The sequence below is a fragment of the Halostella salina genome, assembly GCF_003675855.1.
Taxonomy (GTDB): domain Archaea; phylum Halobacteriota; class Halobacteria; order Halobacteriales; family Natronoarchaeaceae; genus Halostella; species Halostella salina.
Window position 1 is genome coordinate 25,515 of sequence record NZ_RCIH01000012.1, and the last position, 16,622, is coordinate 42,136.

At 56.2% G+C, this 16,622-nt stretch carries 15 protein-coding genes and 1 CRISPR repeat array; all 15 genes read left to right on the forward strand.

The features are described from left to right. Nucleotides 1-100 precede the first annotated feature (100 nt). The 15 genes from cas6 (at nucleotide 101) to D8896_RS18460 (ending at nucleotide 16,481) form a co-directional block, all read left to right on the forward strand. Complete coding sequence (cas6, locus tag D8896_RS18390) at nucleotides 101-934, forward strand: CRISPR system precrRNA processing endoribonuclease RAMP protein Cas6 (protein ID WP_121823573.1); 834 nt, start codon at nucleotides 101-103, stop codon at nucleotides 932-934. Continuing rightward, complete coding sequence (locus D8896_RS18395) at nucleotides 934-3,351, forward strand: hypothetical protein (protein WP_121823574.1); 2,418 nt, start codon at nucleotides 934-936, stop codon at nucleotides 3,349-3,351. The genes cas6 and D8896_RS18395 overlap by 1 nt, the downstream gene beginning before the upstream one ends. Then, on the forward strand, nucleotides 3,351-4,301 hold the full coding sequence (gene cas7d, locus D8896_RS18400; protein ID WP_121823575.1) for a type I-D CRISPR-associated protein Cas7/Csc2: 951 nt from the start codon (nucleotides 3,351-3,353) through the stop codon (nucleotides 4,299-4,301). Before D8896_RS18395 ends, cas7d begins: the two co-directional genes overlap by 1 nt. Next, nucleotides 4,294-4,995: a hypothetical protein gene (locus tag D8896_RS18405; RefSeq protein ID WP_121823576.1), complete on the forward strand. Its 702-nt coding sequence runs from the start codon at nucleotides 4,294-4,296 to the stop codon at nucleotides 4,993-4,995. The genes cas7d and D8896_RS18405 overlap by 8 nt, the downstream gene beginning before the upstream one ends. Then, the gene (cas3, locus tag D8896_RS18410; protein ID WP_121823577.1) at nucleotides 4,995-6,884 is read left to right on the forward strand and encodes a type I-D CRISPR-associated helicase Cas3'; all 1,890 of its coding nucleotides are present in this window, start codon (nucleotides 4,995-4,997) and stop codon (nucleotides 6,882-6,884) included. The genes D8896_RS18405 and cas3 overlap by 1 nt, the downstream gene beginning before the upstream one ends. Then, complete coding sequence (gene cas4, locus D8896_RS18415; RefSeq protein WP_121823578.1) at nucleotides 6,881-7,480, forward strand: CRISPR-associated protein Cas4; 600 nt, start codon at nucleotides 6,881-6,883, stop codon at nucleotides 7,478-7,480. The genes cas3 and cas4 overlap by 4 nt, the downstream gene beginning before the upstream one ends. Continuing rightward, the gene (gene cas1 / locus D8896_RS18420; protein ID WP_121823579.1) at nucleotides 7,477-8,472 is read left to right on the forward strand and encodes a CRISPR-associated endonuclease Cas1; all 996 of its coding nucleotides are present in this window, start codon (nucleotides 7,477-7,479) and stop codon (nucleotides 8,470-8,472) included. The genes cas4 and cas1 overlap by 4 nt, the downstream gene beginning before the upstream one ends. Before the next feature lies 1 nt (nucleotide 8,473). Beyond that, entirely contained in the window at nucleotides 8,474-8,746 is a 273-nt protein-coding gene (gene cas2, locus D8896_RS18425) for a CRISPR-associated endonuclease Cas2 (protein WP_121823580.1), read from the forward strand. Between the two features lie 116 nt (nucleotides 8,747-8,862). Then, nucleotides 8,863-10,707: a CRISPR direct-repeat array (repeat unit 37 nt; unit sequence GTCGCAGGAGTCAGCAAAGCCACTACGGCATTGAAAC). A gap of 1,089 nt (nucleotides 10,708-11,796) precedes the next feature. Beyond that, nucleotides 11,797-12,528 carry a hypothetical protein gene (locus tag D8896_RS18430; RefSeq protein ID WP_162991651.1) on the forward strand — a complete coding sequence of 244 codons (732 nt, stop codon included), beginning with the start codon at nucleotides 11,797-11,799 and terminating at the stop codon, nucleotides 12,526-12,528. Between the two features lie 2 nt (nucleotides 12,529-12,530). After that, on the forward strand, nucleotides 12,531-12,953 hold the full coding sequence (locus tag D8896_RS18435; protein WP_121823582.1) for a hypothetical protein: 423 nt from the start codon (nucleotides 12,531-12,533) through the stop codon (nucleotides 12,951-12,953). A 3-nt stretch (nucleotides 12,954-12,956) separates the two neighbouring features. Next, nucleotides 12,957-14,210 carry an RNA-guided endonuclease InsQ/TnpB family protein gene (locus D8896_RS18440; RefSeq protein WP_121823583.1) on the forward strand — a complete coding sequence of 418 codons (1,254 nt, stop codon included), beginning with the start codon at nucleotides 12,957-12,959 and terminating at the stop codon, nucleotides 14,208-14,210. Between the two features lie 299 nt (nucleotides 14,211-14,509). Continuing rightward, nucleotides 14,510-15,421, forward strand: a complete 912-nt coding sequence (locus D8896_RS19930; RefSeq protein WP_121823584.1) for a CPBP family intramembrane glutamic endopeptidase — start codon at nucleotides 14,510-14,512, stop codon at nucleotides 15,419-15,421. 40 nt (nucleotides 15,422-15,461) lie between these two features. Then, the gene (locus D8896_RS18450) at nucleotides 15,462-15,857 is read left to right on the forward strand and encodes a winged helix-turn-helix domain-containing protein (RefSeq protein ID WP_121823585.1); all 396 of its coding nucleotides are present in this window, start codon (nucleotides 15,462-15,464) and stop codon (nucleotides 15,855-15,857) included. Continuing rightward, entirely contained in the window at nucleotides 15,854-16,147 is a 294-nt protein-coding gene (locus tag D8896_RS18455; RefSeq protein WP_121823586.1) for a hypothetical protein, read from the forward strand. Before D8896_RS18450 ends, D8896_RS18455 begins: the two co-directional genes overlap by 4 nt. Beyond that, nucleotides 16,140-16,481 carry a DUF7521 family protein gene (locus tag D8896_RS18460; RefSeq protein ID WP_121823587.1) on the forward strand — a complete coding sequence of 114 codons (342 nt, stop codon included), beginning with the start codon at nucleotides 16,140-16,142 and terminating at the stop codon, nucleotides 16,479-16,481. Before D8896_RS18455 ends, D8896_RS18460 begins: the two co-directional genes overlap by 8 nt. Nucleotides 16,482-16,622 lie beyond the last annotated feature (141 nt).

A 16,622-nucleotide genomic window follows, 5' to 3' on the forward strand; every position in this document is an offset into this window, starting at 1 on the left:
GTATCATGTCAATCAGTCATTTGATTTATTATCCCATCCGCTCAAGCAATCCGATAGGGCCAGCATCACCGCATGATCACCACCAGCAAACTCAATTGAGATGCGCCATATCACAGTCACCGTCCGCCCGACTACACGGTTTCCGGTACCGATCTCGGATGGATACAGTGTCTACAGTTCACTCCTCTCGGCACTGGACGCAGTCGACGAATCCGTCAGCGAACACATTCACGACTCACCGCTCGGAAGCCTGCACTGCAGCGGTCTGCTGGGTGTGTTCGGGGACAGTGACCGGTCCTATCACAAATCGGTCCGACCGAACCAGAGTTACGAGCTAACTCTTGGGGTCGTGGACCCACAGGATCAGGAGATATTCCAGACGCTCGTGCAAGCGCTCGTGCTGGAGGGCGACGAACTCGAATTGACGAACGGAACGCTTCACGTCGAAAGCTTCGAGAGTGAGAACACAACTCGGCAGGAAATTCTGAAGGAGGCTAACGGGTACGACGACCCAGCCATCGAGATCAACTTCCGGACTGCAACCTGCATTGAGGAGGCAGGTGAGGTAACAACCATGTTCCCCTACCGGGTTGCAGTGTTCAACAGCCTCCTTGGAAAATGGAATCAGAGTGCTTCCGAGGAAGTGGAACTCGATATCGGGCGTGAATCTCTCGCTGCTGGCGTTATCGAGAAGCCCGATGAACGCTCGTACGATACTCATAGTGTCCTGGTGAATCGCGTAAAGAACGAGAAGGGAGAAAATCGGAATCGGTTCAAACAGGGTTTTTCCGGCCGTTGTGCGTATGAATTCAAGGATGCTAGTGACTCAGTGGAAAACGCGGTAACTGCTCTAGCGATGTTTGGGGAGTATTCGGGAGTAGGGAGTGCCGTTGCACGAGGCTGTGGAAACATCATTGTGGAGGTGACATCATAATGAACCCAAAAGCTGCTCAAATGGCACACAGCTGGCTCGTAGAGCAAGAGGATTTGTACACTAACGTAATCGATCACGCTGGTGCGTACGATGCGAAGGTTGATTCCTCAGCCAACTCATCGCTGGCGGCCCATATCCTTAATGCGGTAACGGTTGGTGTCAATACGTTCGTCTATAACGCTGTTCGGTCCGATGAAGACGTTACAGAGTATGAGGAGGAGATTCGGGTTCTTGCGGCCGCTCTCGCGCTACACGATACGAACAAGTACGTTCGAGAAGCCTACGGGTTTGACGCCGACGGAAACACTGCAGATGCCTTCGACTACTATTTCGACCCCGAAGATGGTGAGGGCGATGATTTCGGGATTGAGGAATTCCTAGGTGATGGATATCGTGATGATCTTCATTATCTTGTTCAGCGGACCGAAGTCCGTGAAGACACGCGAGAGACACGGGCGACTGATACAGAGTTCCGTGGATTAGAGCGATACTGTCGGATCGGCGACCAGATCGCTTCGGTTGCATTGCGAGGTGGAATTACCGAGGTGGCTGAGAAGCTTGCTACCTATTTCGGTGATGAGGTTCACTATATCGAATTCACGGAGTTAGAACAGCCGGTGTTGAACGACTTGCTCATCAGTACGGTGAAAGAGGTTATAGCTGGAGAGGGTAACTTTGAGACGAAGGGTGTTATAATAGGGAGTACACCGGATGGTGTACTTTATCTTGGTAACTCAATTGAGCGGGAAAAACTCCAGAAGCTGACTTTAAATCGCCTTCCAGAAAGAATCCAAGATGAGTTCACATTTTCCTGTAAGCTTGGATGGAACAAATTCGACTACGATATATTAGCTGAGATAGAGATCCCGATTGGTAGGAAAAAGGATAGGATTCGGGAACAGGCAACTGAACTAATCAAATCGGATGCTGGTGGAACTGAGCCTTTTGAGTTAATCCCAAATGAATTTACTGAATATCTACCGGTACTAATAAAAGCGATATATGAAGATAACCGGAAGGAATATCCTACGGAGGACTTGACAGAAGCCTATGAATCTGTTTACCATTCCATCGAGGGTGGAAAAAGCACGAAGGGTCAAAAAGTAAAGATAAAACTACTAAAATACCTATGTAAAAATTTTGACGAATATAGAGATGATCTTCGGTCTCTACAGGCAGAAATTGGAGAGGAACTTGATGGAGATCTGACGCCAGAGACAGATGCAACAGGCGATATCATAGAGCGGTTTTTCTCTATTACAACGAAATTAAGTCTTGCACCGAAAGATAGAATGTGTTTCCTATGTGGAGCAGAAGCTGATACAAAGTACCAGAAAGGATATGGTATATACCAGACACAAGGGTATTCTCGGCGTGTCTCTCCACATTCCAAATATAAAACAATTTGTGGTGTATGTAACTTAGAATATGCCCTATTTTCACATGTTTGTGGAGAACATGACATTAATACGAGTGAATCTTTAGAGACGGCATATTTCTATTTCAGCGACTTCCTTGGGGATGTTCGAGTTAGAAGACGCCGAATTGGAAATGTTGTCCATGGTGATGCCAACGAACTTGATGACACAAAGGTAACTACGGGCCTCGTTAGTTCACAGTATTTTATTCAACCAATATTCATAAGGGGGGAGAACCACCGGATGGCAGTCATCCGGCAGGTGATGCAGGCTGCCCAGGATGCCGGGATGAAGGTGGTCGTGGGACGACCGTTCACGCGCTTCGAGAGCGCGGATGCGGTCTTCACGGACGAGGAGGCCACCCGACCGCAAGAACTCCTCGGGCTGGATGAAGCGGAACGCTTCGGGCCGCTCCCCGACTTCGTTTCGGAGGATCGGACCGATTCCCATCTCCGCCGCTCGCTCCAGCTGTTCAAAATCATGAGTATGGTTGGACAGGAGGCCAACATGTCCAATCCATACATCCAACTCGACAGGGACACGTTCCACAGTATCGCCGACTTCGCAGTCGTCAATCACGAACACGCAACCCGACTCTCGGACCTCCGGGAGTACTTCGAAACGTACCATCAAGATGCACTTATGGAAATGAGAACCATTGCCGAACGAGGGATCGACCTGTTCGGCAAGCAGTTCGACAGCAAGTACAAGAAAACGAAAGTCTTCCGCGAGGCTATCGACGCGTTCCTCAGCGGAAAGAATCAGCGGATGGAGGATGACGAACTCATCGAGTACGTTGAGAGTCAGGTGTATGCCGTTGCTGAACGTGAGGATTACGCCGGCTACGTCGAAACTGGTGAAGCAGAGGCGTTCGTCGAAGCGATACACACCTATCTGGTGGAGAACGACCTTGACGACCTCAAGAAACTCTCGGACTGGGAAGACGCACTGGTGAACTCGTACTACTACGCCTACGACCAAGCACTTCAGGACCAATAATGACACTCGAATACCCCGACAAAGGCCTCGTCGAATCGCACAGCATCTACAGGAAACGAAAGCCGACGGTGACGTTGATCGTCAAGCGGGACGTGACTGAACCGACGCTGTTCCGGAACTCCAACCACGACCGCGCCGAAACGCAGGAGTTCGGTGACAAACTCCACGCTCAGGTCAACGGTGAGAAATTCACCAGCAAAGAGCGCCTCACTGGACTCGACTTGCTTCGGCGGCTGGACGACGATGGAACGCTCATTGATGACGAATATACGTACAACGAACCAGATGACTTGGCGGATTCCCTGAACGTTGGGACGCTCACCTACGGTCTCGCGGGGACCGGGGACCAGGATTTCGCCATCAAATCCCGGGTCGTGGAGGGCTACACCTATACGACCGACGAATACGACCTGATGAACAAGGAAACCCGGAACGCTGTGTATGAAACCGGGACCATGCAAGATAACGAAGGCGAACAGTCACAGGCACTGTTCGACTTTGTGAAGGTCCAGCCAGGAAACGACCTCGTGCATTTCATCACGCTGGAGGCAGCCACAGGGCCAATGTTGCTCTACACGCTCCACAATATCCTGAATACCGGAAAGTATGGGGCACGAGAGACCCGAACGGGTCGGAATGTCCGCAACGATGTCCTTGGTGTCATTCTCGGGGATCACGATACGTCCCTTTCGACCGGCGAACTGCTAATGGAGTATCACAGTGACGACGATGATTTGGTCGAAAGCCTCAGTGAGTACATTCAGGGGGTTCGCCGTGAGGACTGGGACGTGTACGGGGAGTTCGAGGGTGCCGAAGCTGCCCCGAACTGGCTTGATGACCTGCTGAGCGTGGCTGCCCGTGAAGCCGATGACGCAGATGAGATCATGAAAGAAGAGTTCGGTCGCCTAATGACGGAGGCTCGGGAGAACTTCGAACTGACCGATGAATGAACAGACGTTCGAGGCGACGCTCTACGCGCCCCTCTTCTACTCTAGCTCAGAGGGGCGGGCAATTCGAACCCAACCAACGCTGTCAGCGACTGCACTAATGCACGCACTTGGGTACCGCTACTTCGATATGGAAAAGCGGTACGCCGAATTCGGGGAACACGCTACTACACCTGATTATTCACATCTTCGGGATGCGTCGTTTTTCGTCTCGGACATGCGTCCGGTGGCAGTCGAAACTGATGAGCGAACGTTCCGGAGTACAGACTACCGATCCGAACGGAACTTCACCACGAACGATACTGATCTGGCCAGACAGATTTCTGGTGACAAATCGATTCCGTCGATACTGGAGGACTCCGGAGCGGCCTATCAGACGATCCGCAACTACCTCGGTGTCTCACCGGGATCTACGTTTGAATTCACTATCTGGAGTGAGCAACCCATCCCCGACCGGCCCTTCTTCAGGATGGGTATCAAACAGACCGGTGAATTCCGAGCAGAGGAATCATCACAAAACTCCATTATCCTGAACAAGTACCTGCTCTCGGAGGTGTATGATGTCAGTGAGGAACTGCTCACGGAGCTGATGGAACACTGTGATTCGTTCAAGCGGGGCAATGATCCGAGACTGCAACATTTTGTCGGTTCAGATCCGGAGTTCGTTCGCGATCGGATTATCCCGGAGGTGGTCTGATGGACCAATTCGCAGTTTCTGGTGCCAGCCTTGCGACGGAAGAGCCCAAATACGGACTGACAGACAGTGACTTCCCTGAGGCACGTGCATTTCAGAATGATGTCGTAGAGTGGGTGCATGACGGTGATGCTCCGGTTGCTGCACTTCGTGCCCCGACTGGGGCAGGTAAAACTGCTACCTTCCACGAACTCATAGAGAACCACGATCCTACCCTTCTGGTCTATCCAACGAATGCGCTACTTCGTCAACAGCGTAATCGGTTCACCGACGCTGGTGTCGATGCAGCAGTGTTGAACGGGTCAACACTGGAAGGCCATGGTCACATGCGGACCGAAAACCTGCTTGATTACGTCAATACATTTGCCAGCGACAACGAAGTGGTTCTGACCAACCCTGACATCCTCCAGGCTACGATTCAGGACATGTACCGTGGAGGCCAGGCCATGCGGTTCTTCAACTGGTTTGATGCGATCGTCTACGATGAATTCCACTTCTATGATCCGCTTGCTGCCAGTGGGTTACTCCTACAGATCAAAATCATTTCAGAACGAAGCCCGGACCCACACATTCTACTCGCATCCGCGACTCCGAATGAGGATTTCGTGGACTTCGTTCGGACTCAGCTTCAACTGGATGTCGAGGACATCGAAGCCGAATACGTATCGAACGGCGATCAGTTTCGGTATCCAGTAGACGTTTACCGGCATGAGGAACGACGGATCATGGACGACAGGGAAACCGTTGCTCAACTTCTGCAGGATGAAATTGAAGCTGCGGACCAGTATGAGGAACCTCGTGTCGTGCTCACATTCAATAGTGCCAAAGACAGTAACGACTTTCATGAGTTCCTAGCTGACGAGTACGAGTCAGTATACAAACACGCCGAAAAGGACAATGGATTCGACACGCACGACGAACGCGTTGACCTTGATGAAACAGATTTCTACATCCTGAATACCACCTCCAAGGGTGAGGTTGGTCTTGATTACGATGTGCGGACCCTGATAATGGATACGCCCCATAGCGCGAGTGCGTTCATCCAGCGATTCGGGCGTGCTGGTCGGGCGTCGGAAGCCTCCGTCCACGTCTATGGCTTGGGTCAGAATATTTGTGACTCGGATACTGCGTTCCCTGATTTTGTCGACCAAATCTACACTGGGCTACGAGAGGACCGGATGGAGACCCAGGCACTTGCAGACTTGGTCGGGTTTCGAGGTGCATACGGGATCAAAACCCGAGAGGAGAATTACGGAGGCCTGAACCCCGAGATATACGAGGATCTTGCATCCAATGTCGAAGAGTACGGCCGCTGGCGGCGGTTCATTGAGGACATTGAAACTGAACTTGACGCCCTGCGTGGACTCGGTGGGAAGGTACCGAATGGAGAGCGAGAATCGCTCTTGGAATTCACAAAGGAGTGTTTCAAAACCTTTAGAGGGCTTCGCGGTCGGTCGCTAAAAGCCCAGATCGAATACCCTCGCGGAGATCGGATCGGACTGACAACGTATGACCTCTCCCGAACGCTTCGTGGATACGAGATTGAGGCTGTTCGTGACGATAGCGTCTTTGCCGTTGAACCTGCTGATGAGAACTCTCTCTCCGTCGTAACGGCACGGCTACCGGCCTACGAAACGGAACCGACCAGATACGACGAACCAACGACTGCGATCGAAGACACGCTACAGGAAAAGATCCACCGTCGGATCGATCGCACTTGTCAGGACAACGATTGTGAAGTCTCCATGGATCTCATGCATAGGTTCTTCCAGATCGTCCGGATCACGGAGGCGATCATCCCTCAGCGGATCACGACGGCGACACACGAGATTGAAGTTGACGACAACGGGGATGGACCACCAGATATCAACGCAAACCGTCGGCAAGTATGAGTTCCGAGCTAATCAACGTCTCCGACCTCAACCAGTACGCGTACTGTCCGCGACGGTACTGGTATCTTCACTTCTACGATACGCAAGGTCGAAATTACGAACGTATCGAGGGGAAGACGACCCACGAAAACAAATCGACGCGTGGAGACTGGGTGAATGAACTCTACTTGGAGTCGGAGCAACTGGGGCTGAAAGGCAAAATCGATGTGCTCGATATCGATGACGCACAGCCTGTTCCGGTTGAGCGGAAGCGAGCCGAGAGCGGCGAGTATTACAGGAGCGATGAACTACAGCTTGCTGGCTACTGTCTTCTACTTGAAGAGCATATTGACGAACCAGTTCGAGAGGGGGCGATCTACCTATACGAGACCGACCAGCGAATGCATGTTCCGATCACCGAAGACCATCGTGAGACCGTTCGCCAGCAGGTGAACGCTATCCAGGCGATGTCTATCGATTCGATCCCGTCACTAACCGATAACCCGAAGAAGTGCGAGGCGTGCTCCACCCGTGAGTACTGTATGCCCGAGGAAACGGTGATGCTCGAACCGGAGCAAGCTGAAGGAACCGGATTTGAGGAGGTGATCTCGGAATGAAGGCTGCTGAAGGAATGTTCGACGAATCGGTTGTATTCGTCACCAAACAGGGGACACAGGTACGGACTGACGGCGGCCGGATCGTCGTATGGGACGTAGATGGGGATGACGGTGAACTCGCAAGCTACCCGACCGAAAAACTCGATACGATCAATGTGTTCGGTGGCGTAAATTTCAGTACCCCGTTCGTCGCTGAGGCAAACGAACACGGGATCGTTCTCAACTACTTCACACAGAACGGACAGTACCGTGGCAGTTTCGTTCCTGAACGAAACACGATCGCCGAAGTTCGCCGGGCACAGTATGCGCTCTCGGAGCAAGACGAACTCGAGATAGCTAAAGCAATGATCGCAGGAAAGATCCGGAATGCCCGGACGCTGTTATCCCGAAAAGGTGTACACGGAACGGACGTATTGAAAGATCTCGGAGTCCGGGCAGAAAACGCGAGTAGTAAAGATGACCTGCGTGGAACGGAGGGAGAAGCTGCTGAACGATACTTCGATCGTCTGGACGAGACACTCACGGACGGCTGGACCTTCGAAAAGCGCACGAAGCGACCGCCAGAGGATCACATCAACTCACTACTCTCGCTGACTTACGTGATGGTCAAGAACGAGGTTCTGAGCGGCTTGCGACAGTACAATCTTGATCCGTTTCTGGGGGTTCTGCATGCCGATCGGCACGGCCGGCCGTCCCTTGCACTTGATCTCCAAGAGGAGTTCCGACCGCTATTCTGTGATTCACTCGTAACGAGATTGGTCAACCGCGGTGTGATCACCCACGACGATTTTACAGCGGATAATCACCTTGCAGATGACCCATTCAAAACGTACCTTTCGAAGTTCGACGAGTACATGCAGGAAGAGTTCGTGCATCCGCACTTCGACTACTCCGTGTCTCGACGGAAGGCAATCCGGCAGCAGGTGATCCTACTCCGAAAAGCGATAACAGACGAGATGGATAGCTACCACGCGCTTACTTTCAGCCGATAACATGCGTCTCGCCATTGCCTACGACATCAGTGACGATTCGAATCGACGACGAGTGTATCGAACTCTTCAGCGATACGGTGCCTGGAAACAGTATAGTGTTTTCGAGCTAGATGTCTCCAAAACTGACCGTGTAGAGCTAGAGGACGAACTCAAGAGTCACATCGACCCAACCGACGGAGATAGAATCCGAATCTACCGTCTCTGTGAGTCCTGTGTAGACGACACTACGGACATTGGTGCCTCTCAACCAGATGAACAGTCGAACGTGATCTGAAGACCTCCTTCGTCGACCTTTTTAGTATCTCTGTACGGCCCCGGTCGACGAAGAGTTACCCTTGAGCGAGTCACGTAACAAGCTTTATTGCCTCTATGGCGTGATTTTCACCCCCTGTCGCAGGAGTCAGCAAAGCCACTACGGCATTGAAACTCGTCGGCGGTCTCACTCATCGCTACCACCCAGCGTCGCAGGAGTCAGCAAAGCCACTACGGCATTGAAACAGCATCGCCTCGGGCATCCCCCCAGTCCACCGGTTGGTCGCAGGAGTCAGCAAAGCCACTACGGCATTGAAACACAGCGACACCGGGCTACGAGGCGTTTGAGAGCGTCGCAGGAGTCAGCAAAGCCACTACGGCATTGAAACCGGGCGGCGGCCCCGTCCCACGGCATCAGCGGCCCCGTCGCAGGAGTCAGCAAAGCCACTACGGCATTGAAACGAGGACCTCGTCGTCGCGAGCGTCGCCGGGCTCGAGGTCGCAGGAGTCAGCAAAGCCACTACGGCATTGAAACTCCATCGGACCCGCGAAAGTCGGTCGGATACCGTTTGTCGCAGGAGTCAGCAAAGCCACTACGGCATTGAAACTATTAACATGGGAGTGCTCGACTGGCCCGAGAAGGTCGCAGGAGTCAGCAAAGCCACTACGGCATTGAAACAACCCGGCGGGCGACTACAACTTTCGCGGTGCGGCGTCGCAGGAGTCAGCAAAGCCACTACGGCATTGAAACGGAACTGTCGATCCGCGGCAGCGACAGCGCCACCCGTCGCAGGAGTCAGCAAAGCCACTACGGCATTGAAACGGTTGCATATCGCCAGCATTCGGTCGTTGCCGTCCGGTCGCAGGAGTCAGCAAAGCCACTACGGCATTGAAACTCGTAAGCCCGGGGAGAGCAACCCCGTAAACACGGTAGTCGCAGGAGTCAGCAAAGCCACTACGGCATTGAAACCGCCATGGATCACCCTCAATCGCGGTACGGGAGTGGTCGCAGGAGTCAGCAAAGCCACTACGGCATTGAAACCCCGCTCGATGACTGCGAGAAGCATTCGGATTCGAGTCGCAGGAGTCAGCAAAGCCACTACGGCATTGAAACTGGGTCGGACGCGAGACGGACGACGGCCGTTCGCGTCGCAGGAGTCAGCAAAGCCACTACGGCATTGAAACAGGTAGTCGTAGCAGACCTTCACGGCGTGCTGACGGCGTCGCAGGAGTCAGCAAAGCCACTACGGCATTGAAACCGGGCAACACCTCGGGCCGGCCTTCCACGTCTTCTTGTCGCAGGAGTCAGCAAAGCCACTACGGCATTGAAACTCTAGGAGTTGATCCTCGTCTAGAAACACTCATCCGTCGCAGGAGTCAGCAAAGCCACTACGGCATTGAAACTAGTCGTGGGGCCGGTTCTGGTTGACCGGCGGGACGTCGCAGGAGTCAGCAAAGCCACTACGGCATTGAAACGATTCGATTCGTGCGCCAGTCGAAGATTGTGGCGTTGTCGCAGGAGTCAGCAAAGCCACTACGGCATTGAAACACGGACACGGCGGTCGTCAGCGTTGACGGCGCGGCGTGTCGCAGGAGTCAGCAAAGCCACTACGGCATTGAAACTAGGTTGTCTTAGGCATCGTTCTGAAGTTGCTGGTAGTGTCGCAGGAGTCAGCAAAGCCACTACGGCATTGAAACTTTCGAGTTTTGTCGCTGTTATCAACTGAGTGGTTTGTCGCAGGAGTCAGCAAAGCCACTACGGCATTGAAACTCGAAACGCCTCGTATCCCCGACCCGGAGGCCCGTCGCAGGAGTCAGCAAAGCCACTACGGCATTGAAACATTGTCGTCTCGCCGGGCATGACCGTCTCCTGCTGTCGCAGGAGTCAGCAAAGCCACTACGGCATTGAAACCGGAGTATATCGCCCCCCAGCAAGGCGGAAAGACGTCGCAGGAGTCAGCAAAGCCACTACGGCATTGAAAACCTCCAGCAGACAGTCACTTGCTGTCGCAGGCTGCAGCACCGGGAGATGGTAGTGATAGTCGATAAGCTTGTCTTGGACTAGTTGACCCTTTGTTCTCACATTCGCACCTGGTTAGTGGCTGGGATCGTTCCGGATTACCGGAGATATGTGAACTCAACAATGAGACAATTCCGCTATCTTCAGAATGAGATAGAATAGATATTTTCTGGTTGGGGATGTCTCAGTACCACTTGCTGGGAATTCGCCTGGAACTGGGAGAGTGTACCTTCTCGCTGTTCACTAGCATTCTCCAAACCCACAAAGGTACGCTGGAACGTTTTCCTGTAACCACTCACGCTTTCCATCAGCAGTGCTTCAAACGCTCAAAGGTTCGTCTGGAACCGTTCAGATGGCGGCGATAATCCTCGTCACGCACCTCGTTTCAAACCCACATGGGTGCATCTGGAAATTGTGGGGGGAGTTCCCGCCGACGATGGAGTTCAAGTTTCAAACCCACATGGGTGCATCTGGAAACCGGCCGAATATGGCCGGGTAAGCCACGCTACTGGCCACTCACACTAAGTCATTTTCATCGACCCGCTATCCCCCCAGACACCCGGGAGGTCGATGGAATATTCGCTTCCGGACAGATATCAACAGGTAGTGAGCACTACGTAGTCGTCTCTGCTACCCCCGATAGTTTTTAACCGCCGGATCCGGTCGCTGAGAGTACACGCACTCCAGCGTTAGCATCGTCGCCGTGGACAACTCCTGCCCGGGAGTACCCCCACGTGACGGGTAGCCGTGAGGCGACCTTCAGCGACGTATTTCTCCAGTGATCCAATCCATGAGTATTCAAGCCAGCCGATCGGAGCAGCAGCACCGTTCCAGTAGACAACAGTACGAGCACGCCCCAGAGGAAGTGTTCGAGGAGGCGATCTTGACGGAGAGCACCGTCTGCTCGAACTGCTTCCGTCGGCGACTCAAGCCCGTTGTAGTACTGGTCCCGGTCGAACACGCAGAGAACGACATGACTGCCTTGTCGGCCGATGTAGATCCTGAAACAGCAGATGGGGCTGTCAAATGTACCACGTTCGAACCCACACACGATGCAGGCAGCTGCCACCCGCCGACGGTCGCTGATCAGGCCGACGAACTCGACGTTCCACAGTCCTGGAAACGGGCAACCCCGCCGAAAAAAAGTTTGCAAGTGCGGAGCAGTCGACGATGCGCCACCCGAAGGCCGGCTCTCGAAGGAGGCGGCGCTACGCCACGCACACCGGCTGTCGGACCGGTTCGAGGAACAGGGCGTCGTCCACGACCCGCACACGCTCAAGCGACGCGTGGTGATGTACAAGAAAGTCCCCTGGCTCACGAACTGCACTGACGCGATTTTCCGCCACGCGACCGAGGTCGCTGTCGCCGACGCCCGCGACGTGGAACCGCGGGAGATTCAGAAAGGCGAGAACGGCGACGTGCTGTACGACGAGGAGGGCGACATCGTCTACGCCCATCACGGGGTTGAGGATCTGCTGCAGGTCGACCCGGTGACCCAGCGAACACTCCGGGAGCAGACGTGGCTCAAGCCCATCCTCGTCGACCCGCGACTAAACGCTGCCACGGCACTCTCGAACATCGAACGCGCCCTCCGCGTCGCCGAGAAGGAGTACAAGCGCGGCAACGAGGTTCGACAGACCCGAATGCAGGTCGAGGAACTGATCGAGGACCTCACGAGTGCGTGTGGGTACGACAGCCAGCCGTCGTCGGTCCCGACCGGCGATTCGCTCGGGACCGGGTCGGGAACCGGCACGGGCGTCGGTTCGGCGAGTGGGGGTGACTGACCGTGTCGCTTGACCGCTACGGTGACGACGAAACGCAGGCCCATGTCGCGGAACAAACCGACTCCTCGCTGGTCGTGCGCTTCTTCCAGCGGCTCTCGCCCGATCCGCGGAAGGCCCCCAGTCGGATCGCCAAGATCCTGCTGGGCGTGTTCATCTTCCTCGTGACAGTCGGTATCTGGGGGGCGTTCTACCTGAACGTCGACAGCGGCGGCTCATCGTACTGGATCCTCCGGACGCTCATCGGGGCGTTGCAGCATCCCATCGTGCCGCCGGTCGCGAGCATCGTGGTCTACTACCGTTATAGAAAGTGCGAGGCGAAAACCCACGGCTTTAGCCGTGGGATGAAGCCGACAACTGGGAATCAAACCACGCGACAGTGGCAGGCTGACTCCCCAATACTCAAGAAGTACCGGTTTTACATATAAGATATGGAGGTGCGGCGTACCGTCCCCGTTGCACTCGACGTGGACAGCGACGACGCCGCATTCCTTGAAGACACCGTAGACACCTTCCTCTGGTCAGCGCAATACGTCGTCGATCACGCGTTCGAAGGCGAGTACGTCACCACCAGCAAAACCACGCTCGACGACGAAACCTACGACGACGTGCGAGAGCAAACGGACGGGTTCAACGGTGGCCTCGTACAGGCTGCTCGGAACAAAGCAGCCGAAGCCTGCAAAAGCGTCGTCGCACGCTGGCAGAACGGCAAGAAAGCCAGCAAACCCACCTTCACCAGTCCACACGTCGTTTACGACCACCGCACCGCGACGTTCCACGACGACTACGTGAGTCTCGCCACCACAGACGGACGCATCGAAGCCGACTACATACTACCCAACGAGGACAGCAATACACCGCACTCTGAGTACCTGTTCTCGGACGAATACGAAATCACGGGTGCGGAACTGCACTATCGTGACAGTGACTGGATGCTTCACATCCATTGCAAGAAAGAGGTGGAGTGTAACACGTCGGAACAGGCAGCCACCGAGAACGGAACGGTTCTTGGGGTTGACCTCGGCGTGAACAACCTCGCCGTTACTAGTACGGGCACGTTCTGGACAGGCGACGAGTTCGACCACTGGCGTCAAGAGTACGAGAACCGGCGTGGCTCACTCCAACAATGCGGCACGCGCTGGGCGCACGAGAACATCCAGTCAGTCGGACAGAAAGAGGAAGGTCGGTTCAAGCTCATGATGCATCGAATCGCCAACGAACTCGTCGCTGAAGCCCGTGAGAACGAGTGTATGGTCATCGCGTTCGAGGACTTGACCGACATCCGTGATCGAACTGGTGCGTCGTGGGGACACAAATGGGCGTTCGACCGCCTGTACGACTACGTCGAGTACAAAGCCGAAGAACACGGCATCACAGTCGATCAGGTAGACCCCGAGAACACGTCACGGCGTTGCTCGCACTGCGGGTTCACACACCCCGACAACCGCGACGACGAGAACTTCGAGTGCCTGAAGTGTGGGTATGAGAATCACGCGGATTACAACGCCGCGAAGAACATCGGGTTGCGGTATCTCCGCCGGAACCAAACTGGGGACGGCGGAGGCGCATCCTTGGGTGTGCGCTTGAACAGCGGGACGTTGACCGTGAACGGAGGCTATTCTCCTGCCTCATCCGAGGCCAGAACGGGAGTCCACGCTGAATCCCACCGCTTTAGCGGTGGGTAGCTCAATACCGAGTAGTTTTAGGACAACATCGTCGACGAGGTGCTCAACTGAGGAAGAAACTCGAAACCGAGAACGCTGTCCAGCGGGCTCTGCGGAACCGCGACAGCGTCTTCGAGGTCTGAGATCGCTACCAGACGCTGTAGGTGCCAACTAGCAACTGCCCTGCCTCGCCGGCTTCCCCACTTCCGGGAGACGTCGTCCTCGAGAGCGGATTCCGTGGCGCTCTCGTATATATATCTGTCGGCCAGTTCGCGACCGGCGAACCGTCCGTCGGGGGCTATTCAAACGGCTCCCGAAGGATGAGCTGCAATGGACCACTCAACCTCTCGCTCCGACCGGACGCCCCGACTCGGCGTCCTCGGCGAACTGGCGACTCGACACTCGACCGTCGCGTTCTTCGCGCTCGCGTTTGCGGCCTCGTGGGCACTGTGGGTGCCGGCGGCGACCGGACTCGTGGCGGACTCGCCTGCTCTTGTGAATGGTCTGTTCCTTCTCGGCGCGTTCGGCCCGCCGGTCGCGGCCCTCGCCGTGACGTGGCTGGCCGGCCGCCGCGTGCGGACGTTCCTCGTCGAGGCGCTCGCCCCCCGCGTCTCGCCACGGTGGTACCTCCTCGCGATCGCGCTCCCGGTGGCGTACTTCGCGGTCCCGAACGCCACCGTCTACGCGGCGCTCGGTCGGTCGTTCGACCCGTCTATGCTGCCCGGACGCATCGTCCGTTTTTCGTCGGCGTCGCGGTCGTCACGTTGGTCGGCGGCGGGCAGGAGGAACTCGGCTGGCGCGGGTTCGCCCTCCCGCGGTTGCAAGCCGACTACGGGCCGGTCACAGCGACCGTCGCCGTTGGGGTCGCGTGGGCGTGCTGGCATCTGCCGTTGTTCATGACGACCTGGCGGGCCACGAACGTCCCCTTCGTGGCCTATCTCCCGATGGTCGTCGGGATGGCGTTTTTCTTCACCTGGCTGTACAACGTGTCCGGAAGCGTACTCGTCGTGATGGTCCTCCACGGCGCCCAAAACGCCGCGAATGGTCTCCTCCCGCTCCCCGGGAGCGAGGCGCTGACGGCGCCCTTCCCACTGCCGGTGATAGTCGCCCAGGTGATTGGCGTCTGGATCCCGGTCGCGGTCCTGCTGTGGGTCGTCGGTCCATCGCTCGGATACGACGGTCCGGACCCCGACGGCGAAACCACCGGGGCCGACGAGACAGCGACCGCGTGACCCTCCACACTTACGGGACGGGCGGCCGGAGGGTGACCCGATGAGCGATGAGGACGGGAGTGGCGCCGCGGCGGGCCCGCCCGAGGTCACGGCGGATGTGGCGGACGCCGAGATCGTCTCGCTGCTCGACGACGAGTATGCCCGGGCGTTGTTGGTCGTGGCCTACGACGAGGCCCGCCCGGCCGACGAACTCGCCGAGACGCTCGGCACCGCCCGCTCGACGGTCTACGACCGGCTGTCGCGCCTTAGCGAACACGACCTCGTCGTCGAACACCAAGAGATCGACCCTGACGGCCACCATTACAAAACCTATCGCACCCGGCTTGACCGAGTCGTCATCGAAGTCGCCCCCGACGGCGTCGAGGTGGCCGTCGACCGTGAACCAACTGACCCAGCAGACCGTCTCTCGGCGGCATTCGACACCCTCAGATCATGATACTCAACTCACTCTCGGCGACGGCCGCCGTGCTCGTCATCGGTCTGACCCTCTCGGTGCTGTTGCCGCTTGCGGTGGTCGTCGTGACCGTCCGCGGGTACCGACGCGGCGACGGGAGCAGGCGAGCGCTCCGACTCGCCGCCGGGATCGTCCTCGTCACCGCGGTGCCGACGCTGCTGCGGCTCGCGTTCGGGTCGGTCCTGCCCGGCGGGACCTGGTCTGCGCTCGTCATCCGGCTGACGGAACTCGTTGGCCTGCTGGTCGTCATCGGGGTGATGCACGGTGAGTGAGCATACGTCGACCTCCGCCGGAGCGGACTCCCTCGCCGAACTGGTTGGGCAACTGGGCGGGCCCGTCGAGTATGCGACGGTCGTTGTGACGGCCGCGGTACTGGTCCTGGGTGCGTACGTCGGCTATCAGGCCTACCGGGGGTACCGGCGCAACGACAACCGTGCGGTGCTCTTCCTCGGTGCGGGACTGTTCCTCGCGACCACCGGCCGCCAGCTCGCCTCGATCGGTGCCCTCCTGGCCGTCGGCGAGGTGCCGCTCGTTCTCCTCAGCGTCTTCTTCGGCGTCTCGATTGCCGGACTGGCCTCGGTCCTCTATGCCTTCCTAGGGGCGTGATTCCTTTCCCCAAAACAGAATCCTTTCTCCTGGCGGGCGGTGGCTCCTGTACAGTCACACCTGCCGAAGTGTGCGACGTGTCGTATACGTGCTCTCTACTTACCGATCCCCCTTCATCAGAATTTATTATCCGACGAGGAT